The sequence below is a fragment of the Pseudomonas sp. HN11 genome (assembly GCF_021390155.1).
Classification (GTDB): domain Bacteria; phylum Pseudomonadota; class Gammaproteobacteria; order Pseudomonadales; family Pseudomonadaceae; genus Aquipseudomonas.
Map to the genome: position 1 here is coordinate 2850571 of NZ_CP089985.1, position 24610 is coordinate 2875180.

At 60.0% G+C, this 24610-nt stretch carries 18 protein-coding genes; 14 read left to right on the top strand and 4 right to left on the bottom strand.

Going from position 1 to position 24610, the window contains the following annotated elements; genetic code table 11:
• From tssM to LVW35_RS12935, 3 genes are read left to right on the top strand one after another with little or no spacing between them, the layout of a single operon-like run.
• On the top strand, positions 1-3351 hold the full coding sequence (gene tssM, locus LVW35_RS12925; RefSeq protein ID WP_233896007.1) for a type VI secretion system membrane subunit TssM: 3351 nt from the start codon (positions 1-3) through the stop codon (positions 3349-3351).
• On the top strand, positions 3318-4061 hold the full coding sequence (locus tag LVW35_RS12930) for a PP2C family protein-serine/threonine phosphatase (RefSeq protein ID WP_442799649.1): 744 nt from the start codon (positions 3318-3320) through the stop codon (positions 4059-4061). The genes tssM and LVW35_RS12930 overlap by 34 nt, the downstream gene beginning before the upstream one ends.
• Positions 4058-4903 (top strand): serine/threonine-protein kinase, encoded by an 846-nt coding sequence (locus LVW35_RS12935; RefSeq protein ID WP_233896012.1) that lies wholly within the window; start codon positions 4058-4060, stop codon positions 4901-4903. The genes LVW35_RS12930 and LVW35_RS12935 overlap by 4 nt, the downstream gene beginning before the upstream one ends.
• 4 nt (positions 4904-4907) lie before the next feature.
• Here LVW35_RS12935 and LVW35_RS12940 read toward each other — a convergent pair whose 3' ends face one another.
• Entirely contained in the window at positions 4908-5237 is a 330-nt protein-coding gene (locus LVW35_RS12940) for a DUF6388 family protein (RefSeq protein WP_233896014.1), read from the bottom strand.
• A 252-nt stretch (positions 5238-5489) separates the two neighbouring features.
• Between LVW35_RS12940 and LVW35_RS12945 the strand changes: the two genes are divergently transcribed.
• Positions 5490-7565, top strand: coding sequence for an EAL domain-containing protein (locus LVW35_RS12945; RefSeq protein ID WP_233896015.1), 2076 nt, complete (start codon positions 5490-5492; stop codon positions 7563-7565).
• Here LVW35_RS12945 and LVW35_RS12950 read toward each other — a convergent pair.
• The 3 genes from LVW35_RS12950 to LVW35_RS12960 are packed head-to-tail and all read right to left on the bottom strand — an operon-like array spanning position 7562 to position 10836.
• Positions 7562-8395 carry a metal-dependent hydrolase gene (locus LVW35_RS12950; RefSeq protein ID WP_233896016.1) on the bottom strand — a complete coding sequence of 278 codons (834 nt, stop codon included), beginning with the start codon at positions 8393-8395 and terminating at the stop codon, positions 7562-7564. The two genes, LVW35_RS12945 and LVW35_RS12950, sit on opposite strands and share 4 nt — an antisense overlap.
• 15 nt (positions 8396-8410) lie before the next feature.
• Positions 8411-9301 (bottom strand): SDR family NAD(P)-dependent oxidoreductase, encoded by an 891-nt coding sequence (locus LVW35_RS12955; RefSeq protein WP_233896017.1) that lies wholly within the window; start codon positions 9299-9301, stop codon positions 8411-8413.
• Positions 9298-10836, bottom strand: coding sequence for a flavin-containing monooxygenase (locus LVW35_RS12960; RefSeq protein WP_233896018.1), 1539 nt, complete (start codon positions 10834-10836; stop codon positions 9298-9300). The genes LVW35_RS12955 and LVW35_RS12960 overlap by 4 nt, the downstream gene beginning before the upstream one ends.
• 266 nt (positions 10837-11102) lie before the next feature.
• Between LVW35_RS12960 and LVW35_RS12965 the strand changes: the two genes are divergently transcribed.
• From LVW35_RS12965 to LVW35_RS13010, 10 genes are all read left to right on the top strand, one after another.
• Entirely contained in the window at positions 11103-12101 is a 999-nt protein-coding gene (locus tag LVW35_RS12965) for an alpha/beta fold hydrolase (protein ID WP_233896019.1), read from the top strand.
• A 294-nt stretch (positions 12102-12395) separates the two neighbouring features.
• Entirely contained in the window at positions 12396-13676 is a 1281-nt protein-coding gene (locus tag LVW35_RS12970; RefSeq protein ID WP_233896020.1) for an alkane 1-monooxygenase, read from the top strand.
• Between the two features lie 133 nt (positions 13677-13809).
• Complete coding sequence (gene praA, locus LVW35_RS12975) at positions 13810-14304, top strand: alkane oxidation protein activator PraA (RefSeq protein WP_233896021.1); 495 nt, start codon at positions 13810-13812, stop codon at positions 14302-14304.
• 132 nt (positions 14305-14436) lie between these two features.
• A complete protein-coding gene (praB, locus tag LVW35_RS12980) occupies positions 14437-14931 on the top strand; it encodes an alkane oxidation protein activator PraB (protein WP_233896022.1) in 495 nt (164 codons plus the stop codon).
• 131 nt (positions 14932-15062) lie between these two features.
• The gene (locus LVW35_RS12985) at positions 15063-16517 is read left to right on the top strand and encodes an outer membrane protein transport protein (protein WP_233896024.1); all 1455 of its coding nucleotides are present in this window, start codon (positions 15063-15065) and stop codon (positions 16515-16517) included.
• 269 nt (positions 16518-16786) lie between these two features.
• Entirely contained in the window at positions 16787-19312 is a 2526-nt protein-coding gene (locus LVW35_RS12990) for an acyl-CoA dehydrogenase (protein WP_233896026.1), read from the top strand.
• 29 nt (positions 19313-19341) lie between these two features.
• Complete coding sequence (locus tag LVW35_RS12995) at positions 19342-20685, top strand: 3-oxoacyl-ACP reductase (RefSeq protein WP_233896028.1); 1344 nt, start codon at positions 19342-19344, stop codon at positions 20683-20685.
• A 3-nt stretch (positions 20686-20688) separates the two neighbouring features.
• Positions 20689-21579, top strand: a complete 891-nt coding sequence (locus LVW35_RS13000) for a MaoC/PaaZ C-terminal domain-containing protein (protein ID WP_233896030.1) — start codon at positions 20689-20691, stop codon at positions 21577-21579.
• On the top strand, positions 21576-22874 hold the full coding sequence (locus LVW35_RS13005) for an acetyl-CoA C-acetyltransferase (RefSeq protein ID WP_233896032.1): 1299 nt from the start codon (positions 21576-21578) through the stop codon (positions 22872-22874). The genes LVW35_RS13000 and LVW35_RS13005 overlap by 4 nt, the downstream gene beginning before the upstream one ends.
• A 31-nt stretch (positions 22875-22905) precedes the next feature.
• The gene (locus LVW35_RS13010) at positions 22906-24609 is read left to right on the top strand and encodes an AMP-binding protein (RefSeq protein ID WP_233896034.1); all 1704 of its coding nucleotides are present in this window, start codon (positions 22906-22908) and stop codon (positions 24607-24609) included.
• Position 24610: the final 1 nt, after the last annotated feature.

The following is a 24610-nucleotide window of genomic DNA, read 5'->3' on the forward strand; positions in this document are numbered from 1 at the left end:
ATGAACGCATTTTTCAAGGGCGTGGGCACAGTGCTGCGCAAAAGTTGGGTATGGAGCTTGCTGCTGGTGTTGTCCAGTGCGCTGTTGGTGTGGTTTTTTGGACCTTTGCTGGCGGTGGACGACGTCCGTTTCTGGCAGGGCTCTACCGCCCGTTTGTTGACCATCAGCGGTTTATTGTTGCTGTGGGGACTGGCGATGGTCGTGGTAGGCGCACGGCGAAACGTTCGGCTGAATCAGTCCGAATACCGCGAGCGTCATCAACGGCAGGCACTGATCAACAATGAAACGATGCAGGTGCGAGGGCGTTTCAAGGAGGCCCTGCAGACGCTGAAGACATCTCGTCGCTACGGCGAGCGTAGCGAGCGATGGCGCAATGAATTGCCCTGGTACCTGTTGATTGGCGAGCGGGGCAGTGGCAAGACCAGCCTGTTGGCCGCATGCGGGTTACAGGCGCCCCTTGACCGGGCTGAAACGTCGCCCGCGGGCGCGACCCCTCACTGCACCTGGTATTTTGCCGAGGAGGCCGTGATGGTCGAGGTGGCGGGTCGCTACCTGGACCAGCCTGACCGTTCGTTGGATTCGGCAGGGTGGATGACATTGCTGGGCTTGCTCAAGTCGCGGCGCAGGACACAGCCACTCAATGGGGTGGTAGTGACCTTGCCAGTCGATACGCTGTTGCGCAGTAATGAACACGACCTGGAGTTTCACGCGCGTCATGTGCGTACGCGCTTGCAGGACATCCAGCAGGCACTGCATGTGGATGTGCCGGTTTATCTGGTGTTGACTCAGGCCGACCGGTTGGCCGGATGTGTCGAATTCTTCGATGCGCAACAGGGTGAAAGCACAGAAGATGTGTTGGGCGGGCGACTGGACGTAGGCACCGCCAGCATTGATATCGCGCAAGTACACGCAGCATTCGAGGCGTTGCTGCAACGCTTGGGCCGCGAGCTGATCCCACGCTTGCATCAAGAGCGGAACCTTGAGCGTCGAGGCCGGATGCTGGATTTTCCTCAGCAACTCGCACGCATCGGCGACCGCATGTGCCTGTTTATCGAGACCGCATTTTCCGCCCATCGCTACCAGCGTGTCAGCGGGTTGCGCGGGTTCTACCTGACGTGTGCGAAGACTGGCGATGTGCGCCCACACTTTGCCGAAAGGTTGTTGAACCGAGTGATTTTTGCCGAGGCAGACCTTGCCGGGTTGCATGCCCCGGAGCGGCAACGCATACGCCGTCGCCATGGGGTGTTGGCGCTGGCCGCGGCAGTTGTCATCAGCGCCGCGGGGGCGTTATGGATGCACAGCTATGCATTCAACCACCAACGACTGGCGCAGCTGCTGGAATTGATCAAACCACAACCCTCCACCGCGCCCGGTTCGGATGAGCGCCAGGCATTGTTGGTGTTGTTGGACAGTCGCCGGGCGGCGACAACAATCTTCCCACCCGTGACAGAGGTTCGTTGGTTTGAGCGGGCCGGCTTGTACCAGGGGCACGCGAGTGGCCCGCTGTTGGTCGAAGCCTACGAAGAAGCCTTGCGTCAGCAATTGCTGCCATACGTGACCACCCTGCTCGAGGAGCAAGTGCGAGCGAGCCTGGGAGACCGCGAGCTGCTGCTGAGCAACCTGCGCGCCTACCTGATGCTCAGTTTGCGCGAGCGGCGCGATACGACGTGGTTGGCAGAGCACATGGCCGGCCAGTGGGCGGGAGATATGTCTGCGCAAAACCGCCTGAATCAACACTTTGCGCAGCTTCTCCAGCAGGCGTTCCTGACGCCGTTGAATGATGAGTTGATCACTCAGGCTCGCCAGGTATTGCGCGGTGAGTCGCTGGCGGAGGTAGTCTACCGGACGCTACGGGAGCAGGCGCGGAACCTGGAGCCTTACCGTCTGGCTGAAGGCCCTGCGTTTTCCAGGGTAGAGCCGGCCATTCCGGGTTTCTACACTAAAAAATACCTGCAGTTTTTCGAAAAGCAGGGCCTTCGGATGGTCAATGCCATTGCCCAGGATAACTGGGTACTGGGGGAAGCTATCGACCTCAATGCCACGGATTTGCGCAGGTTGATGCTGGAGTTGGAGCAACGCTATTTCAGTGAATATGCTGATGTCTGGAGCAGCGCCCTCGGGCAAATCAGGCTGTTACAGAGTGACAGTCTGCGCCACGGAGCGGATCAGATTGCCAGCCTTACCTCCGCTCAGTCGGCATTGATGCAGTTGCTGCAGCAGGTACGTGAGAACACGCGATTATTGCCGATTCAGGAACGGATTGAAGCAGTGAGCCAGCAGGTTGCCGAGTTGGGCGCTTCCCCCTCCAGCGTGCTGATCAGAACGGCGCTGCCGGATACATCCCGGCGTGCATTACAGCGCCGATTCGAGCCATTGCATCAGCTGCTCGACGAAGCGCAAAACCCAAACGACGAGCTGACGCAAGTACTGCGCTTGCTGAATGAGCTGCACCTGCAGTTGTCGTCACTGAGCCGGGAGAGCTCGCCCCAGCAGGCAGCGTTCAAGTTGGCCAGGCAACGCATGGATGGCCAGCAGCCGCTACTGGGCAATCTGCGTGATTCGGCCGCTCGTTTGCCGCAGCCGCTCAAGGGATGGTTCGAAGGTATTGCAGAGCAAAGCTGGAGCCATTTGCTCGATGACGCCTATGGATATGTGAATCAGCGTTATCAAAGTGAGGTCTATGGCTTTTATGCGAAGGCGATTCAGCGCCGGTACCCGTTCAATGCCCATGCCGGCAGTGACGTTGCCCTGGGTGATTTCCAGGCATTCTTCAAGCCGCGGGGGACCCTGGAGCGTTTTTATGACGGCTACCTGCGGCCTTTCGTCAGTGTTGAGGGCAGTCGCTACCGATTGCGTGGCCTGGAGGGACACAGCCTGCCCATGTCGCGTTCGTTGCTGGACCAACTGACCAAGGCCCAGGTCATTCGGCAAGGCTTCTTCACTGAAGACCACGGTGATTGGGCCGTCCGGTTCACGGTGGCGCCCTACAGCCTGGACCAGGCTGTCAGCCGGGCGACGCTACGGCTGGGCGATCAGCAGTTGGAATACCGTCATGGCCCGATCGTGCCGATGGCGTTCCATTGGCCGAACGAGGCGCACAATGGTCGCAGCAGCCTGGTACTGGAGCGCGGCGCGGAGCGGCCGCTGGGCATCGAAAAAGACACTGGTGCCTGGTCGTTGTTTCGGTTGATCGACCTGATGCACAGCGAGCCGGCGAGCGGAAGGGACGCGCAGATAATCAAGGCTGAACTGGCCGGCCTGCGTGCCAATTACCTGCTGACTAGCCAACGCAACTCCAACCCGTTCCAAATGACAACATGGCGTACCTTCCGCCTGCCGGAGCAATTGTGAACCTGGCGTACTCTTGGCGAAGCGCCGGACGCACTGCGCAAGGCAAGAGCCGAGCGCGCAACGAGGATGCGTTCCTCGATTGCCCGCAGCGGGGTTGTTGGGCAGTGGCGGATGGCATGGGTGGCCATCATGCCGGGAATGTGGCCAGTCAAAAGGTGGTTAACAGCCTTGCGGCACTGTCAGGCCAAGGGGGCCTTGATGAGCGGATCGAGGCCGTCCGCTGCTGCCTGAAAGGCCTCGACAGGCAATTACAGCCCGACGACGGCCTGGCAGGCATCATGGGCAGCACGGTGGTTGCGTTGTTGCTTGGACACAAGCGCGCGGCGTGTATCTGGGCAGGGGACAGTCGATGCTATCTCTGGCGAGGGCAGCGCCTGTACCAGTTGTCCCGTGACCACTCCCTGCAGCAGCAACTGATGGATACCCAGCAGTTGAGCCCCGGACTGGCCCGCGCTCACCCGGACGCCCGCGCTTTGACCCGGGCAATTGGTGCCCGACAGCCCCTGAGCCTCGAGATACTTGAGCTGCGCCCTCATCCTGGGGACGTATTTTTGCTGTGCAGTGACGGCGTATACCAGGGGCTCAGCCATAGGGAATTGGGGCGTGCCATGAGTGTGGGCACGCCACGGCAAGTGGTGGACCAGGTGTTTGGCGACGTGTTGCGTGGGCCCGCGCGGGATGACCTCACTGCCGTGGTGATCCAGCCATGAAGGCGGTAGAAGGCCTGCCGAACCTGCTCGCGGGGCGCTATCAACTTGAGCGAATCCTTGGCACTGGAGGCATGGGGGTGGTCTATCGCGCTCGAGACCTGTTGCATGAGGCGTTCGGCGAACCCGACTGTCGTGTGGCGCTGAAGATGTTGGGCGAGACCCTTTCTGCCTCCACCGACGCCCATGTGTTGCTGTACAGCGAATTCGCCCTGACGCGCAGCCTGCTACATGAACACGTAGTCCGCGCGTTTTCTTTCGAGGTCGATACAGTCCACAAACGGGCATTCTTCACGATGGAAGTGATGCGCGGCCTGACCCTGGACCGCCTGCTCCCGCAGTGGCCGCTAGGGCTGGCGTGGCAGGCGTTGCAACCCATGGCCCTGCAGTTGCTGGATGCACTGGCTTACACCCATCGGCAAGGTGTACTGCATGGCGATGTAAAACCCGCGAACATCATGGTGGGGGAACAGGGATTGCGCTTGTTCGATTTTGGCTTGGGCCACGCAGAGGCGCAGGCAAGGGTCGGTTTACCGTGCTTGAGCCGCAATCGCCTGAATGCCTGGACGCCTGCCTATGCGGCGCCGGAACTGATCGCCGGAGAGCTTCCGTCAACCAGCACCGATGTGTACGGGGTTGCCTGTGTGCTCTATGAGCTGGCTGAAGGACGCCGTCCCGGCGAGCGCCAATGCAATCAGCGATTATCCCGGCCCAGGCACCTGCCCAGGCACTGCTGGCCTACGCTGTGTTCAGCCCTGGCGATGGATCCCGAATATCGAACCGTATGCGTGGCCGAACTGCGTGAGGCGCTTGCGGGCCGGCGTCGTTGCTGGTCTTTGGGGTAGCGGGTCAACCGGCCAGGTCATGCAACTGGCAATACTCGTCCCAGCTCAGGCCTGCCATCTGCGCCACTTCCTTGTGCACTTCGAGGCGCTGGGCTTCAAAGACTTCGCAGGATTCGCTGGTCAGTTTGAGGGTCAATTCCCAGGCAAACAGGCCCTGGCGTTCGGCTTCCGCTTCGAAGGCTTCATGCAGCCGTTCGGCGCGGTAGTGCGCAAGCGTTTCGCCCTTGGCTTGGGCGGCCAACGGATTCAGGGTGTTGAGTTCGGTGGCTATGGCGGGGTGTTCGTCAAGAAATCTGTCCAGCGCGCGCTGGTGGTTATCACCGGGTTGTGACAAGGGGTTACTCCAGAGGATGGTCAGGTCAGGGTCGTGTTCAGACAATCCTCATTGAAGCAGATTCGGCGATTGGTCCGGGTCAGAAAATTCGATTATTTGGAAAAGTCGGGGAATCGCCTGTCATCGACTGCGCAAATTCACCGAGATGAATGGCAAAAGGCTTTCACTCACCGTGCCAGGACGTGTAGCGTTAGCCCAATGTTTCCGGCCCTGCCTTCCAGGGACAGTGGGCGATGGGCAGAGGGATGAGTCATGACGCAAACGCTGTTCAAGCTTTTCTTCACTCAACGTTTGGCCGCTTTGGCCAGCACGGAGTCGTTGCGAGCGATTCGTGAAGGGCTGTTGTGGATCCTGCCGTGCCTGCTGGTGTCGGCGAGCTTTCTGATCCTCTCCGAATGCGCGCGTGTACTTGGCTTCGACCTGCGAGTGGTGACGTTTCTGGCCGGCTTGCATAATCAGATCAGCTCCGTGATCCCACTGCTCGTGGCCGCTTCCATTGGCTACATGCTGGCGATCCAGTACCGCCTGCCGCAACTGCCCGTGGCGTTCCTATGCCTGGCCCATGTGGTGGTGGCGACGTTTGTCCTGCGGGACTATCCCCGGGCTTCGGCCACCTTCGTGCTGTTCATTGCCATCGCCTCGCCGTTGCTGAATGTGCCGACCATTGCCTGGCTGCACCGTTACCGTTGGACTCGGCTGGTGAACGAAGATTTGGTGGGTCACAACCTGCGCGGCACGATCAATATGGTAGTGCCGGGTGCCATCACCGCTCTGGCATTGGTGGTGGTGCTATCTGTGTTGTTGCAAGTGCCCTACGTGGTGCAACTGCAGGGACCCCAGGTACTCGATGCACTGGAATCGCCCTATGGCAGCGGTCTATTTGTGACCCTGATGAATTCGCTGCTGTGGTTTTTCGGCATTCACGGTGTGTACGCCATGCAGCCGCTGTTCGATGTGCTGGACCAGGCCGTGGTCCTGAACAATGCGGGATTGGCGGCGGGGGAGCCCATCAGGTATCTGTTGAACAGCGGCCTGTTGGGCAGTTTTGCGTTTATCGGTGGTTCGGGCGGTGCGTTGTGCCTGTTGCTGGCGATCCTGCTGTTTTCCAAGAGCCAGTCCATGCGCCTGTTGGCGGTGGCGAGTTTGCCGCTCTCACTGTTCAACGTCAGTGAAGTGCTGTTGTTCGGTTTGCCGATCATCCTTAACCCGCGTTTGTTCATACCGTTTCTGATTGTGCCGGCCTTGAATGCCATGGTGGCGTTGACGGTGGTGCAGATGGGATGGGTGTCACCCGCGGTGGTCAGCGTACCGTTCACGGCCCCCGTGCTCCTGAATGCCTACCTCAGTACCCACGGCGACCTGGCGGCAGTGGCGCTGCAACTGGCTTTACTGGGCCTGGGCACCCTGGTCTATGCGCCGTATGTGCGCGCGATCCATCGCCAGGCTACCGAAGGTGGCACGGTGTACCTCAAGTCCTTGGACATGACCTTCCGGGGCCTTGAGGAAAAGGGCCGCCTGCGCGAAATGGATCCGGTACTTGCTTCCCACACAACCCTGGTGCGCCAGGCCACTGAACTGAACCGCATCCAGCAGATCAGCGACTACGAGTTTTACCTCGAATTCCAGCCGCAGGTGTCGTCCCGAACCGGGCTGTGTACCGGTTGTGAAGCGCTGATGCGTGCCCGTGATGCCCAGGGTACGGTGCATTCGCCCTGGGAGTTCCTGCAATGGCTGGCCCAGGCACGGTTGATGCCGGATGTGGATGTGTGGGTGGCGTCTCAGGCGGTTCGCCAATATCAGAAGTGGCAAAAACTCGGCTTTACATTGCCGATGACCATCAATATTTCCAGCGCAACTCTGACCGACGCCGCCTATGGTGAGCGCCTTGTGGAGATCCTGGCCCAGGCCCATGGGCAGGTGTCGGTGGAAATCACCGAAGACGCGCTGGTGAGCGATATCCAGGTCACGCGCCAAACCATCCAAAAACTGCAAGCCATGGGCGCCAAAGTCTACATCGATGACTTCGGCACCGGGTTTTCCGCCTTGAGTTACCTGCACCAGTTTCCGGTGGACTACATCAAGATCGACCGCAGTTTCGTGTTGGCTCAGCACGACCCCAAGGGCGCTCAGGTCATGACCGGCATGCTGCGTTTTTGTGAGGCGCTGAACCTGGGGGTCGTGGTGGAAGGGGTTGAGACGGCCGAGCAGTTGGCCTTCCTGAATACGGGCACTGAAATGATTATCCAAGGCTGGTATTTCAGCAAGGCACTGCCAGGCGATCAGTTACCGGACTTTGTGCGTGAGCGCGCCGCCCTGGCGCAGGCCTAATACCCGCGCTGGGCTTGCTCGATTGCTTCGACCAGGCTGTCAATCCCGGCCAGGCGCGCACGGTTGTCGTGATCCCAGGGGTGGAAACCGGGCTTGAAGTAATGCAGCCATGGCACCAGCATCCTTGGGAAAACACCCTTGGGCCCATACAGAAACTTCAACATGCGCCAGAAACCTTTCAAGTGCCCACCCGACTTGCGGTCGGCGATCAACAGGCGCAGGTGGAAATCGAACACCACCAACCAGAAGAACAGCGTGGTGGTCAGCATGGTCCCGGTACGCAACAAGTAACGCTTGGGGCCGGGCTTGATCACACGGTTCCACACATCGAAGGCCACGGCCTTGTGTTCGGTTTCCTCCAGGGCGTGCCAGTACCACATCTGTTGGTAGCCTTTGAGCGAATTGCCGAAGCGTGAAGGATCACTCAAGAGTATTTCCGCAAGCATCGCGGTGTAGTGTTCGAGCGCAATAGTCACCGCCAGGTTGAACGACGGCGGCAGGTGTTTTTTCTGCAGATCGAGGATGAATTTCAACCGGCGATCCAAGGTGTGCGCGGGCAGCCCCGCGGCTTGCAGCAGGTCGTTGTAGGCCACGTGCTCGCGGCTGTGCATGGCTTCCTGGCCGATGAATCCCTGGATCTCTTTTTTCAGCTGCGGGTCGTCGATGCGCTGGCGGTAATGGCGCACGCTGTCCATGAAAAACAGCTCGCCCTGGGGAAACAGCAGCGACAGGGCATTGAAGAAATGTGTGATGAACGGGCCCTGTTCATGCCAGTCCTTGATACGTTCGGCGGGTAGGCTAAAACGGATGTCACGGCGAATCGGCAACATAGTGCGTGCTCCTGTTCAGAGGCGAGGCTCGTCGTTGGTTTCGTACACGGGCGTGCGTGGTTTTGGCGCCATGCGTTTGCTGGCGAACACCACCAGCGCTTGATAGGCCGCGGGCAGGCAGCGAGCCAGCAGGTCGAGGAAATACGCGTCGCGGCCGATCAACACACGGCGTTTGTTCTTGCGTACGCCGTGCAGGATCACCTTGGCCGCCTGGTCAGCGTCGGTGATGAACAGCTTCTCGAAGTCGGCGCGGGCTTGCTGTTCGCTGTGGATCAGGAAGCCCGTCATGTTCGCGTCGATACGGCTGCTGCGGCAGATGTCGGTGCGGATGCCGCCGGGGTGCACGCAGGTGGCCGACACGCCGCAGCGCTGCATGTCCAGTTCCTGGCGCAGGGATTCGGTAAAACCGCGCACTGCGAACTTGGTGGCGTTGTAGCCGCTCATGCCCGGTTGGGCGAACAGGCCGAACACACTGGACGTGTTGATCACGTGACCATCACCGCACGCTTTCAAGTAGGGCAGGAACGCTTTGGTGCCGTGGACCACGCCCCAAAAGTTGATGCCGACGATCCATTCCAGGTCGGCGTAGTCCACACCTTCTACCGTACTCGACAGGGCCACCCCGGCATTGTTGAATACCAGATTGACCTGGCCATGTTCGGCAACGCAACGCGCGGCCCAGTCCTCCATGGCCTGACGGTCGGAAACATCGAGCACCTGGGTGGTAACGGACACGGGCGCCAGGGTTGAGGCCTTGATCAGCGCCAGGGTTTGCTCCAGCCCCTGGGTGTTTTTGTCCGCCAGGGCCAGATGACAGCCTTCCCGTGCGAGGGCCAGGGCCAGTGCGCGGCCCATGCCGGACGCTGCACCGGTTATCGCCGCTACGCGGCCGTTGAATGATTTCATGACAGGCTGCCTTCTGCAGTGGAGTGAGGCGTCGGTACAGGGCGTTCAGGCGCATGGGCCGGCAACAGATTGGTCACATAGTCCTTCAGCGCAAACTGCCGGGTGACCTGCTTGAAACGCCAGGTCGAGCCGGGCCACAGGGTGGTGTTTTTGCCGGTGCGGGGATCGAGATACCAGCTCTGGCAGCCACCGGTGTTCCAGATGGTGCGCTTGAGCTGGTCTTGCAACCGTTGGTTGTAGGCGCTTTCCACCGTGGATTTGACCTCCACGCTCGCGATGCGATGCCGTTGCATTTGCTGGAGAGCGTCGAGGATGTAGGTCACCTGGGCTTCGATCATAAGGATCATCGAGTTATGCCCAAGGCCGGTGTTGGGGCCGACGATCAGGAACAGGTTGGGGTAGCCGGGTACCGTCGTGCCCTTGTAGGCGTGTGCGCCGTTTTGCCAGGTGTCCATCAGGTCCACGCCGCCGTTGCCGATGATGCAGTCGCGGGGCAGGGGATCCGTGGCCTGGAAGCCGGTGCCGAAGATCAAACAGTCAGCCGGGTGCTTGATGCCGTCGGCCGTAATCACGCCGTCGGCTTCGATGCGCAGCACGTTGTCGGTGACCACCGTGACATTGCTGCGAGACAACGCCGGGTAGTAGTCATTGGAAATCAGCACGCGCTTGCAGCCAATGGTGTAGTCCGGAGTCAGGGTCTTGCGCAGGGAAGGGCGCGCCACTTGTTTGTGCAAGTGGCGCAGGGCGATCTTCTGCACCATTTTCATCAGCCTTGGGTGCAGGGAAAAGCCAACCACGCGGCCTTCCAGCGCCCAGTAGAAGGCGCTGCGCACCAGGCGTTGGGTAAAGGGCAGATGCTTGAACAGCCAGCGTTCAACGGGTGAAATCGCCCGGTCGGGCTTGGGCATGATCCATGGCGGGGTGCGTTGGAACAGGTCCAGGTGAGCCACCTGCGGCGCAATCTGCGGCACAAACTGAATGGCACTGGCGCCGGTGCCGATCACCGCCACGCGTTTACCTTTCAAGGGATAGTCGTGGTCCCACTGTTGGGAGTGGAAGCGTTTTCCCTTGAAGCGGTCCAGCCCTGGGATATCCGGCAGCGCCGGCCGCGACAAACCGCCCATGCCCGACACCAGCACCCGCGCACTGACCTGGCGACCGTCCTTGAAGCTCAACTGCCAGCGTTGTTGCGCTTCATCGAACACTGCGCGCTCAAGGCCCATGCCGAAACGCAGGTAGGGCGCCAGCTCAAAGCGCGCAGCGCATTGCTCCAGGTACGCACGGATCTCCGCTTGCGGCGCGAACTGGCGCGTCCAGTCCGGGTTGGGCGCAAAGGAAAAGGAATACACATGGGACTGCACATCGCAGGCGCAGCCCGGGTAGTGGTTGTCCCGCCACGTGCCGCCGAGGGTGTCGGCCTGCTCGGCGATAAAGAAGTCGGTAAACCCGGCTTCCTTGAGCTTGATCGCCATGCACAGGCCGGCAAAGCCGGAGCCGATGATGGCGATGTCGATTGAATCACTCTGGGCGTTCATAAGCAGTCCTTCGTGGGCATCGGGTGTGCTCCTTTCTTGTTGTGTCTTTTAGATAGAACACCATTGCAAAGAAAAATTGAATTACTTATTTTAAAAAAGATTTTAAATAATCTACCTGAAAATATCGCCTACGCTAGTTCCAGGTCTCTCATGCGCGACTTGTCCGACGGACAGCCGCGGTGCTCAGGTCCAGGGTATGGGCGATAGCTGAGGCCTTGATCAATACCGGTCGGGTCGACAGCAGCAGGGATGCAGAGGACCGATCTATGGCTGTCGAATGGGTTATCGCTGCGGCTGTTTTCATGGGCGCGAGCGCCGTTTTATGGGGGGTCAGCGCGTGGATGACACGACGCATTGAAGCCGCCGTTCCGAACAACGGGCGCTTTGTGGAGGTGGATGGCGAGCGCTTTCATTATTACGAGGAAGGCAAGGGCCCGCCGCTGGTGATGATTCACGGGCTGATGGGCAGCAGTCGCAACCTGACTTATGCGTTGTCCGGGCAATTGCGTGAACACTTTCGCGTCATCACCCTCGACCGTCCGGGGTCGGGTTATTCCACGCGTCACAAAGGCACCGCCGCGGACTTGCCCGCCCAGGCGCGGCAAGTCGCGGCTTTCATTAATACGCTGGGCCTGGACAAACCGCTGGTGCTGGGGCATTCCCTCGGCGGGGCGATTTCGTTGGCGCTGGCACTTGACCATCCCCATGCTGTATCGGCCCTGGTATTGGTGGCGCCACTGACTCATCCCCAACCCACATTGCCCCTGGTGTTCTGGTCGCTGGCTGTACGACCGGCCTGGCTACGTCGCTGGGTATCGCACACATTGACGGTCCCCATAGGGCTGTTGACGCGGCGTTCGGTGGTCAAGGGCGTGTTCGCCCCAGACATTGCCCCCGAAGATTTCGCCACGCGGGGAGGCGGGCTGCTGGGCATGCGACCCGACAATTTCTATGCCGCGTCCAGCGAGATTGCCTTGGTCAACGATTACCTGCCCGAGATGGTCAAGCGCTATCCGCAACTGACGCTGCCCGTCAGTCTGATCTATGGCGCGCGTGACAATGTCCTGGACTTTCGCAAACACGGCCAGGCCCTGGCCGACAAGGTCCCGGGCTTGAAGCTACAGGTGGTGGAGGGGCGCGGTCATATGCTGCCGATCACCGCCACCGCACGGGTGGTGGAGGCGGTGCAGCAGGTGGCCAAGCGAGCGCGCCCGCTGCAAAGCGCCGCCATCCTGCACCCGCCATTTGCCCTGGCGAACAAATAATCGTGGCCTTCAATGCGGCGTGGACCGTCCGAAATGCCTGCCCTAGAGACCTGACTAAACAGCAGAAAAACAGACTGCCTGGTCATATTCAAAAGGGTTCGAAAAAGTAGTTGACGACCTATCGATTCCGCGCTATTTCTTTAAAAAAATATTTCAATGTTTATTTTGAAATGATTTTTGAAATGCCTAAGAGCGAATAAAAATGAAGAAAACGTCTTTTATCGCATGGTTGATTTCCCGGGGCATTCAGCGCTCCCTGAACCTGTTTTCCGCTCTCCTGCCACGGAGATTGCCATGAATCAGACTCTGGCAGCCCCAAGCGTCTGGACCGACGGCAAGCGTCATCTGTGGTGGCTGGGCATCATGCCTCTGGCCACTCCATTACTCTCCGGTTCACTCGCCATCAGCACTGGTATCCAGCAACTCTGGTGGGTCGGTGTGTTGGTGATCTTCGGCCTGATCCCGTTGATCGATGGCTTGCTCGGTGAAGACGTGAGCAACCCACCCGAATCCGCCGTCAGCCACCTCGAATCCCAAAGTTACTATCGTTGGATCGTCTACACCGGCGTGTTCTTTGTCATCTCCTCGGTAGTGATCACCGGTTGGCTCGCCGCCGGCGGTATTGACTGGATCATCCAGGGCGGCCTGTCGCAGGCAGTCGCGAACCTGGAACCTTCCAGTTGGCTGTCTCACACCGCCAGTTACATCACTGCACGCACTCAACTGCACGGCGAACCGAGCTGGTTTACCTACGTGGGCATGGCCATGTCGACCGGCGCCGCCACTGGCATCGCGATCAACACGGCGCATGAGCTGGGGCACAAGCCCAATGCGCTGGAAGTGTTCCTGGCCAAGGTCACCCTGGCCCCGACGTTCTACGGGCATTTTTACACCGAGCACAACCGTGGTCACCACGTACGCGTCGCTACGCCGGAAGATCCGGCCAGCTCGCGCCTCGGGGAAAGCTTCTGGGCCTTCCTGCCACGTTCAGTCTGGTTCAGCGCCCGCTCGGCGTGGAACCTGGAACGCGAACGCCTGCGCAAACTTGGCCTGCCGGCCTGGCATTGGCAGAACGGCGTGCTCAGTGCCTGGATGTACAGCGGGGTGTTGTGGGGCGCGATGATCACTTGGTTGGGGGCGGCGGTTATTCCCTTCCTGATTATCCAGGGCGTTTACGGGTTCTCATTGCTGGAAGTCGTGAACTATGTCGAACACTACGGCCTTAAACGCCAGAAGTTGCCCAATGGTCGTTATGAGCGGTGTTCGCCTCGGCATTCGTGGAACAGCAACCGTATTGTGACCAATATCTTCCTGTTCCAGTTACAGCGTCATTCCGATCACCATGCCAACCCCACGCGCAGTTATCAGTCGTTGCGCCACTTTGATGAATCACCGCAACTTCCTTATGGCTACGCAAGCATGATTGTCTGGGCGTATGTGCCTTACTTATGGCGTCGGCGCATGGACCACCGAGTCCTCAATCATTATGCCGGCGATATAAACCTGACCAACCTTCAACCCTCGCAACGGTTGAAGTACCTGGAGAAGTACAGTAACAGCGCCAAGCTGTTTTAAGTTCAAGTAACACGTTGTTTGTGTGCTCGGGGCGTGCGTGTCGCGCAGGCTTCTATCGCCCGAGGTTTTCCAGACAAGTGGCAATAAAGTTGTTTGACCCGAACAAAAATAATTAAAGGGAAGGACGTACACCATGCAAGCACCTGCCAAGTTCACCACTCATATCGTATTGGCCGCGCTGGGTTTGATCGCCTATCACCAGGCTCAGGCCGCACGTATCGAACCGGCTGGCAGCGCCTTTACCGCCCAAGGCCCCATCAGCTTTTCCAAAGGTGCGCTGATCAGCGCCGACTGCACCATCAAGGTGGCCGGCAAGGTCGCAGCGGATGGTTCATCGGTGAATGTCGACAAGGTCGAATTCGACGGTGGCCTGAAATGCAGCCGCGTTGAAGCTATCAACTTGCCGTGGGTACTTGTTGCGAAAGACACCCAGAGTGGTTCCATGTCGAAGATCGCCGTGGATGTCCATGCATTTGGCCTGGGGGGCAAGTGTGGGCCATCCACGGCCAACGGTACATGGGACAACGCCACCGGAAAGTTGGAAGCCGCCAATGTGCCGATTGGCGAAGATTGCACGATCAAAACGGTGTCCATAAAGATGCCGCCGAACTTTAAAGTTGTTGAATAACTATCGAATTTTTTACGGCGGTAATTGAATTGAGATTTGGCTGGAAAGGGAGTTTTGCAGCGTCACCGTGACCTCTCGATCATGGCCATTACCCCTGGCGAAATGACTCGCCATAACATGTGAGGAAAAACAATGAAAAGCTTGAAAACTCTCGTGTCGTTGACTGCTTTGACTGTTTGCATGGGTGCTGCTTCGATGGCGAATGCGTACAGCATCAGTCCTGTGAGCACAAACTTCACGGCGCCAGGCACTATTTCAGTGAAGTCACCCTCGTCCTTCCAGGCCACCGTGAACTGCGGCGCCACGTTTACCGGGAATGTCGATGCGACAGGTGTTGCCAAGATCACCGGCGTCGCGGTCACCGGTGGCGGCCTGTGCGCGCTGCCTAAGATCACCGGCTTGCCTTGGACCCTGACTGCCACCGGCCCTGCCGCCGGTTCGGTGACAAACGTCGGCTATACCATCGCCAGTTCGGTTCTGTACCCAGCCTCCAATTGCGGCCCTTCTACCATCACCGTAGGTTACAGCGGTGGTGTGCTGTCCGCAGCCAACCAGACCCTGAGCGGCAGTTGCACCGTGGTGAGCCTGAGCGTTACCCCAAGCCCTGCGCTGACCATCGTGCCTTGAACAAAGCTTAAGAATGAAGGGTTGATCACCCGTTGAAAACTGGCGCCTTGATTGGGCGCCAGTTCATGAATTGCAAGCCGCAAGACGAACCGGCAGGGCTGGCTCAGAGAGATAAAAATAGGGAGTGCCGCATGAATAATAAAAAACAACATGTGCAAGTTTTGCTGGGGCTGGCGTTGATTGGCGGGGCGATGGCCGCCGCGCCCGCACAGGCCGGTGGTTTCTCGACACCGACCTACGGGGCGCCGGGTTGGGGGCGGGCATTTGCCGGTGGTTCACTGTTCAAGAACGACCCGAGTTCGGCGTACAACAACCCGGCGGCCATGGCGTTTGTAGAGCACAACGTCGCGCAATTTACCGTCGACTACGCGCGCATCAAGATCAAGTACAAGGGCGATGCCTCTGATTATGCAGGCAACCCCATTTCCAACACGCCATTGGATGCCAATGGTTTTCCCGATACAGCGGCGACCACAGTCAATAACAACGACGGTGGTCAAGGCGGCTTTACTGCCTGGTTGCCGACCGGTTTCATGGTCATGCCTCTGGGCGATCGCTTTGCTTTCGGCTTGAGCCAGGTTGTGCCCCAGGGCATGCGCTCCACCTGGGATCAGGACTCGAAACTGCGCGACTTTGCAGTGGATACCAAAATCGAAACGGTAGGGTTGACCGGGTCACTGTCTTTCAAAGTGAATGATCAGTTTTCCATCGGCGGCGGCGTGATCGTGCAGCACAGTAAAGGCTTCGTCAGCCAGAACGTCGACTTGCTGTCTGCCGCGGCAGTGTCTGATTCGGTGCTGGGTGGCATCAATTTCCCATCGGATGTCGGCACTGCGCTGATGCGTGTCAAAGTTGACAATATTTCGGCTGGCTGGTTTACCGGCGTCGTCTGGAAACCCACAGAACGAGACACGCTTGGCTTGAATTACCACGCCAAGATCAAAAACAAGATGACCGGCAAATACAATATGTATGCCGATCAGTTTTCCTACAACCTGATGACCCAGCCGAGCCCGTTTGGCGGTAGCGGTACTTTGGTGAATACCGCTTATCCAGGGTTGGAGCTGGCGCCGGACGGCGCCCATGCCAGCGTTCAACTGGATATTCCTGCCACGGCGGGTCTGGACTGGGTGCACCAGTTCAACGATCGTTTCACGTTGGGCGCCAGCGTGACCTGGACCGAGTGGTCTTCGTTTAAAGACCTGACGCTTAAGTCGGGCGGCAACACCATTGTGTCCATACCTTACAACTACAAGAACACCTGGATGTACTCCCTGGGCGGCGACTATCGTGTGACCGATGAGCTGACCCTGCGTGCGGGCGTGGCTCTTGATCAGACACCCACACGCAATTCGACCCGGGACCCACGAATCCCCGATGGCGACCGCACCTTCCTGTCACTGGGTGCTGGGTATGATGTCAAAGCGGTGAAGGGCTTGAGCTTCGATGTTGCCTATTCCCACCAGTTCGTTCAGGAGGTCAAGCTGAAAACCAAGAACGTCGATCGACTCGGGGGCGCCAGCCTTAACGGCAAGGCCGAATCTTCGGGCGACGTGGTCAGCCTGTCGGCCACTTACGCGTTCTGACGCTTCAATGAGGACGATGGAGGAAGGTATCAAGCGCATCTTGCTGCCTTCACCCAGTGGTTCGTCCTCATTCCAGTGATAGCAATTGCTTATGGATTGAATGATCAGGCTGACGCGTTCAGCCGCTCTTTTTTCGCCAAGTGATTAAATAAAAATTTCAAAACAAAATTTGAAATTAGCTTGCCAAGTTTGTAGTGTGGCTATACGCCGCAGCTCACATCGAGCGGCCTGCGTAACGGTCGTGCCCTGAATCGAGTAGAGGTATCCCCATGGTTATCTGGTTATTGGTGGGTTTCGCAGCCGCGATTGCCCTGGCGTATCGACAAGCCGCTGCCCTTCACTGGCTGGGCGCAGGCCTGGTCTGGCTGGCAGCGGGCTACCTGTTCAATGGGGTGGCCGGATTCGGCATCACTGTCGCGGCGGTGCTGGTGGTCGCTCCCGCGTTGCTGATGACGATCAAACCCCTGCGGCGCACCTTGCTGACCAACAAGGCCCTAGGCATGTTTCGTACGATCATGCCGGCAATGTCCGACACCGAACGCGCTGCCATCGAGTCCGGCACTGTCTGGTGGGACGCCGAACTGTTCAGCGGCAAACCCAACTGGCAGCGTCTGTTGCAGGCGGCTCCCGCTAGCTTGAGTGCCGAAGAACAAGCCTTCCTCGACAATGAAGTGGAAACCCTGTGTGACATCGCCAATGACTGGGAAACCACTCAGGTCTGGCAAGACATGTCCCCCGAAGGCTGGCAGTACACCAAGGATGCCGGGTTTCTTGGCATGATCATTCCCAAGCAGTACGGCGGTAAAGGCTTCTCCCACTATGCGCATTCGCAAGTGGTGATGAAGCTGTCGACACGTTGCTCGGCGGCGGCGATTTCGGTGATGGTGCCCAACTCCCTGGGCCCGGCCGAACTGCTGCTGCACTACGGCACCGATGCTCAGCGCAACTACTACCTGCCGCGCCTGGCGCGGGGTGAAGACATCCCATGCTTTGCCCTGACCAGCCCGTATGCCGGCTCCGATGCCGGGGCAATTCCCGACCTGGGCATCGTCTGCAAAGGCCAGCATGAAGGCGAGGAAGTCCTGGGTTTCCGCGTGACCTGGGACAAGCGCTACATCACCCTGGGCCCGATCGCCACGGTGCTCGGCCTGGCGTTTCGCGCCGAAGACCCGGACGGATTGCTCGGCCCGGCCGGTTCGCTGGGAATTACCTGTGCGTTGATCCCGACGTCCCATCCGGGGGTGAACAGCGGTCGCCGCCATTGGCCACTCAACGCGGTGTTCCAGAACGGTCCTACCACCGGCAAGGACGTCTTCATTCCGCTGGAGTGGGTGATCGGCGGTCGCGAGCAAGTCGGCAACGGCTGGCGCATGCTCATGGAGTGCCTGGCCGCCGGCCGGGCAATTTCCCTGCCGTCGGCCAACGTTGGCCTGGGCAAGGTCGCGGTACGCGGCACCACCGCCTATGCCGCGATGCGCAAACAGTTCGGTCTGCCCATCGGCAAATTCGAAGGCGTGCAGGCGCCACTGGCGCGCATGGCCGGTCACCTGTATGCCTGCGATGCGGTGCGCAAGGTCTCGGTGGCGTCCCTGGATGCGGGTGAGAAACCCTCGGTGATCTCGGCCATCGCCAAGTACCACGTCACCGAACGCGCACGGATCATTGTCAATGACGGCATGGACATTGTCGCCGGCAAAGGCATCTGCATGGGCCCGAACAACTTCCTGGCCCGCGCTTATCAGCAAAGTCCCATCGCAATCACAGTGGAAGGCGCGAACATCATGACGCGCTGCCTGATCATCTTCGGCCAGGGCCTGATCCGCTGCCATCCCTATGTGTTCCGCGAGATGGAAGCGGCGCGCAACCCGGACCGGCGCAAGGCACTGGAAGACTTTGACAGTGCGATGTTCGGTCATGTGAGTTTTGTACTGGCCAATACCGTACGCGCAGCTGTGCATTCCCTCACCGGGGGACGGCTGATTGCTGCTCCAGCCAAGACCGACCCCGCACTGGCATCCTACTACCGCCAAGCCAATCGTCTGTCAGTGGTGTTGGCGCTGATTTCAGACGTGTCCATGGGCGTGCTGGGCGGTGCCCTCAAGCGCAAGGAAAGTATCACCGGGCGCCTAGGGGATATTCTGTCGCAGCTGTACATCCTGTCCTGCGTGCTCAAGCGCTTTGAAGATGACGGTCGGCCCCAGGCAGACTTGCCGCTGGTGCACTGGGCGGCCCAGGACGCGTTGTTGCGCGCCCATGAAGCGCTGGCCGAAGTGCTCGATAATTACCCGTCGAAAGTGGCCGCAAGCGTGCTGAAGGCGTTGACGTTCCCGTTCGGTATCCCGCTGCGCAAACCGTCGGACCGGCTGCTGGCCCAAGTGGCCGATGTGGTGCAGACACCGGGCGAAACCCGTGACCGACTGTTGGCCAATTCCTATATCCCCCGTCCGGAAATCGACAAGTTGGCCTACGGCGAACTGGGCTTTCGCCTACTGCCGCAAGTCGAGTTGATCGACGCCCGACTCAAGCCGGCGGTCAAGCAGGGCCTGATCGCGCCGATGCCGATCTCGGCCACGGCCTTTACTGCCTGGCGCGTCAAGGCACGGGCGCTGGACCTGATCAGCGACGACGAAGATACCTTGCTCGGGCGCTACGTGGAATACGCCGATCATGGCATCCAGGTGGACGATTTCCCACAGGACTTCGGCTTGCTGGAGGCGTTGCAGCAGCGCAAGCAAGCGTTGGAGCCGACCGCGAAACGTCGCACCAGTCAAAACGAAAACGCCTCGGTCAATTAGCCAACACAGCGTTGTGAGTGAATCTATCAATGAGTGACAGCTACCTTTCTTTCGTCAACTCCCCCTGGGGCCGGCGCCTGGCCCAAGTCATCGGTTTGCCGCAACCTCTGCCACTGCAACGTCACCGCAGCGGTCAGCAGGGCTTGGTCAACCCGGTGATCGTCGCCGGGGCAGGGCGCCTGGCCGCCGAGGTGCAGCGAATCTTCGCGGCGACCGATACGGTCATGGCCAACGCGGCCACGCTCAAGGCGCCGTCCACGGTAAAAGTGCAGGGCGCCGTGTTTGACGCCAGCGCCGTGGCCGACCTGCAACAGTTGGACGAGCTGTATGTGTTCTTCCACGCCAACGCCAAGCGCCTTGGTCATCACGGTCGTGTGGTGGTGCTCGGTACCGCGCCGGAACATTGCCGGGACTTGCCTCAAGCCATTGCGCAACGCGCCCTTGAAGGCTTGGTGCGTTCGCTGGCCAAAGAGCTGCGTCGGGCGATCACCGTGCAGTTGATTTACGTGGCGCCAGGCGCTGAAGACGCGCTGGACAGCAGCTTGCGATTTTTCCTGTCGCGCCGTTCGGCCTACGTATCGGGACAAGTGGTGCGCCTGGAGAAATCGGTGGGCGGTCAAGTCGCCGTCAACTGGGACAAACCCTTCGCCGGCCGTCGTGCATTAGTCACCGGCGCGTCACGTGGCATCGGCCTGGCGATTGCCCAGGTGTTGGCGCGCGACGGCGCCCATGTGGTGTGCGTGGATGTGCCCCAGGCCCAGGCGGCGCTGCAACAGGCGGCGGACAGTGTCGGCGGTTCGGCGCTGCCCCTGGACATCACCGCGACGGACGCCGCCGCGCTGCTGCAAGCCCACGTCAGCCAATACGGTGCCTTTGACGTGGTGGTGCACAATGCCGGGATCACCCGTGACAAGACCATCGCCAAGATGACCGAGGCCGCGTGGCGCGGCGTGCTGGCGGTCAACCTCGAAGCACCGTTGCAACTCAGCGATGCGTTGCTGGAAAACCAGGGGCTGAACGCCGGTGGTCGTATCGTGTGTGTGTCGTCGATTTCCGGCATCGCCGGCAACCTTGGCCAAAGCAATTACGCCACCTCCAAGGCCGGCGTGATCGGCCTGGTGCAGGGCCTGGCACCGCGTGCGGCGGCGCAGCAAATCACCGTGAATGCGGTGGCGCCCGGGTTTATCGAAACCCAGATGACCGCCAAGATCCCGCTGATGATTCGCGAAGCGGGCCGGCGAATGAATTCGCTGTCCCAGGGCGGGCAGCCCATCGATGTGGCCGAGACCATCGCCTGGCTGGCGCACCCAGCGTCGGGCGGGGTCAACGGCCAAGTCGTGCGTGTGTGCGGCCAAAGCTTGCTGGGAGCCTGAGCCATGGACTACGTGACACAGATCATCGATCCGCCGCCGTCACGCACTCGGTTGCTGTTGGATGGTGTGCGTGCCTTGCGCAAACCCAAGCTCGACGGTACGCCTGCGCTGCCCAGGGAGCGCCTGGTGCGCTCGGCAGTGCAGTTGTCTGCCGCAGACATCGCCACTTATAGCCGTGCCTGTGGTTTTCGTCGCGAGCAGGGTGTGCCGTTGTCCTATCCCCATGTGCTGGCGTTCCCGCTGCACTTGATGCTGCTGACCCGCCCCAGCTTCCCGTACCCGGCCAGCGGCATGGTGCACCTGGCCAATCGGATTCGTCAGCACCAACGCTTGCACGAAGACCAGGCGTTGCGCATTGAGGTGTATTGCGAGCGCTGGGTCGCCCATCCCAAGGGTCAGGCGCTGAGCATCGCCACCCGTGCCTATGGCGCCGACGCACTGGTGTGGGAAAGCGACAGCCTGTACCTGCGCCGAGCCGTCAAGGACCCGGTGGGTGAACCGTGGAATGACGCGCTGTCGTTGCAGGAGGACGGTTTGCTGCGTACCCAACGCTGGGTCTTGCCCGCTGACCTGGGCCGCCGTTTTGCCCAGGTGTCGGGGGATTTCAACCCGATCCACACCTCGGTGGTCGGCGCGAAGCTCTTCGGCTTTCGCCGCGCCATCGCCCATGGCATGTGGACATTGGGGCGCGCACTCGCTGCCCAGCAACCGCCTGGCGGATTGGAACAGGCCGAGGCCCATTGCGACTTCAAGCTGCCGATCTACCTGCCAGGCCAGGTCGCCCTATGGAGTCACCCCGTGACCGGCCCACGCCGTGAGTTCGAAGTGCGCAATTTCACCGGTGACAAACCTCATATGCGCGGGCTGTTTGTCTGGAAAGAGAGCATTCAATGACTGACTACAGCTTCAACCCGGCCCCGGTCCGACGCGTCGCGATCATCGGCGGCAACCGCATCCCTTTTGCACGCTCCAACACGGTGTACGCTTACGACAGCAACCAGGACCTGCTGGTCGCCGCCCTCCAGGGGCTCGTCGACCGCTATAATCTGCACGGCCAGCGGCTGGGTGAGTTTGCCGCTGGCGCTGTGATCAAACACTCGCGGGACTTCAACTTGGCCCGTGAGTCGCTGCTGTCCACCACCTTGTCCCCGGACACGCCGGCCTACGATGTGCAGCAAGCTTGCGGCACCGGCCTGGAAGCCGCGTTGCTGGTGGCGAACAAGATTGCCCTCGGCCAGATCGAAGTGGGCATTGCTGGCGGTTCCGATACCACCTCCGACGCGCCCATCGGCATCAACGAATCCTTGCGCCACACCTTGCTCGCGGCCAATCGTGCCAAGGGCATGGGCGACAAGTTAAAGGCGCTGATGAAAGTCCAGCCATCGATGTTCTTCAAGCCGCTGCTGCCACGTAACGGCGAGCCCCGTACCGGCCTGTCCATGGGCGAGCACTGCGAAGAAATGGCCAAGCGCTGGCAGATCAAGCGCCTGGCCCAGGATGAGTTGACCCTCACCAGCCATCAACGTCTGGATGCGGCCTACAACCGCGGCTTTTTCGACGACCTGATCAGCCCCTATCGCGGCTTGGCGAAGGACAATAATCTGCGCGCCGATGCCAGCCTGGAGAAACTCGCCGGCCTGTCTCCAGCCTACGATCGTCAGAACGGTACCCTCACGGCCGGCAACTCCACTCCGCTGACCGATGGCGCCTCGGTGGTGCTGTTGGCCAGTGAGGAATGGGCGGCCGCCAACGGCTGGCCGGTGTTGGCTTATCTGCGTACTGGCGAAACCGCAGCGGTGAACTTTGTCGACGGCACCGAAGGCTTGCTGATGGCCCCAGCCTACGCGGTGCCGCGCATGCTCAAGCGCGAAGGCTTGAGCTTCACTGACTTCGACTTTTTCGAGATCCACGAAGCCTTTGCCGCCCAGGTGTTGTGCACACTCAAAGCCTGGGAAGACGCCGATTATTGCCGCGAGCGTCTAGGCTTGGACGCACCGCTGGGCCCTATCGACCGCACGAAAATGAACGTCAACGGTGGCTCGCTCGGTTGTGGCCATCCATTCGCCGCCACTGGGGGGCGGCAGTTGGCGGTGCTGGCCAAGCTCATCCATGAGAGTGGCGGCGGGCGTGGCCTGATTTCCATCTGCGCGGCGGGTGGGCTGGGCATTACCGCCATCGTCGAAAAGTAGCTCTATCAAAAACAACAACAAGGAGACTGCCATGAACGCTGTAAGCCTGGAACACACCGAACGGATCTGGTTGAACGCTTACCTGCCTGGCGTCCCGGCGGATATCGATGCCGCTATCATGGACTACCCATCGTTACGCGAAGTGTTCCTGGAACACCTGGACAAATTCCACGAGCGCGTGGCCTACGTCAGCATCGGCACCGAAATGACCTACGCCGACTGGCAGGTCCAGGGCATTGCGTTCGCTGCCTGGCTGCAGGGTCAGGGCGTCAAGCAAGGCGACCGCGTGGCGCTGATGATGCCCAACTGCTTGCAGTATCCGATCTGCCTGTTGGGCACGATCCTCGCCGGCGCGGTGGTGGTCAACGTCAACCCGCTGTACACCTCCCACGAGCTCAAGCACCTGCTCAAGGATAGCGGCGCGGAAACCGTGGTGATCTTCGAAAATTTCGCCCACACCCTGGAAAAAGTCATCACCGGCAGCAGCGTCAAGCGCGTGGTGATCGCGGCCATCGGCGACTTGCTCGGCACCTTCAAGGGCGCGGCGATGAACTTCATCCTGCGTAGCGTGCAAAAGCAGGTGCCGGCGTTCAACCTGCGGGGGGCGGTGCGTTTCAACCAGGTATTGAAACAGGGGCGGGCGCTCAACCATTTTCCGGTAGAGATGCAGCTCGATGACCTGGCTTTTCTGCAGTACACCGGCGGCACCACGGGGGATGCCAAGGGTGTGATGCTCAGCCACCGCAATATCATCGCCAACCTGTTGCAAGCCAAGGCCTGGGTGGGTGACCAACTGGATCAGGACAAACAGGAGACCAACGTCACCTTGTTGCCGCTGTATCACATCTTTTCCCTGACGGTGAATTGCCTGATGTTCATGTGCCTGGGCGGGCGCAACATCCTGATCGCCAACCCACGGGACGTGAAGCGCGTGCAGATGATACTGCGCAAGGAACGCTTTAATGGGATTGCCGGGGTTAACACCTTGTTCAACGGTCTGCTGGAGAACAAGGAATTCTGCGCACGGGACTTTTCCGACCTGCGCATGGTAATCGCGGGCGGCATGGCCACGCACACGGCAGTGGCCAAGCGCTGGAAGGAAGTCACTGGGCTGCCGATCATCGAAGGCTACGGCCTCACCGAGTGTTCGCCGGTGGTGAGCATCAGCCCGATCAACATTGCGCGCATGCGCGAGATGGAGTTCACAGGCAGCATCGGCGTGCCATTACCGTCGACCTGGGTACGCTTTATTCGCGAAGATGGCGAACTGGCCGACATAGGCGAGCAGGGCGAACTGCAAGTGCGTGGGCCGCAGGTGATGCAGGGCTACTGGAAACGACCGGAGGCCACTGCCGAGGTGCTGGACGCCGAGGGATGGTTGTCGACGGGTGATATCGGCGTGATGGACGAGCGCGGCTACATCCGCCTGGTGGACCGCAAAAAGGACATGATCCTGGTCTCGGGTTTCAATGTGTACCCCAATGAAATCGAGGACGTGGTGGCGCTTCATCCTGGCGTGGCCGAAGTGGCGGCGATTGGGGTGGAAGATGGCGTGACCGGGGAGAAGGTCAAGATTATCGTGGTGCGCAAGGACCCGAACCTGACCCAGGAGCAGATACTGGCGCACTGCCGGGAATATCTGACAGGGTACAAAATGCCGAAATATGTGGAGTTCCGCACCACCGAGTTGCCCAAGACCACCGTCGGCAAAGTGCTGCGCCGGGCCTTGCGCTGAT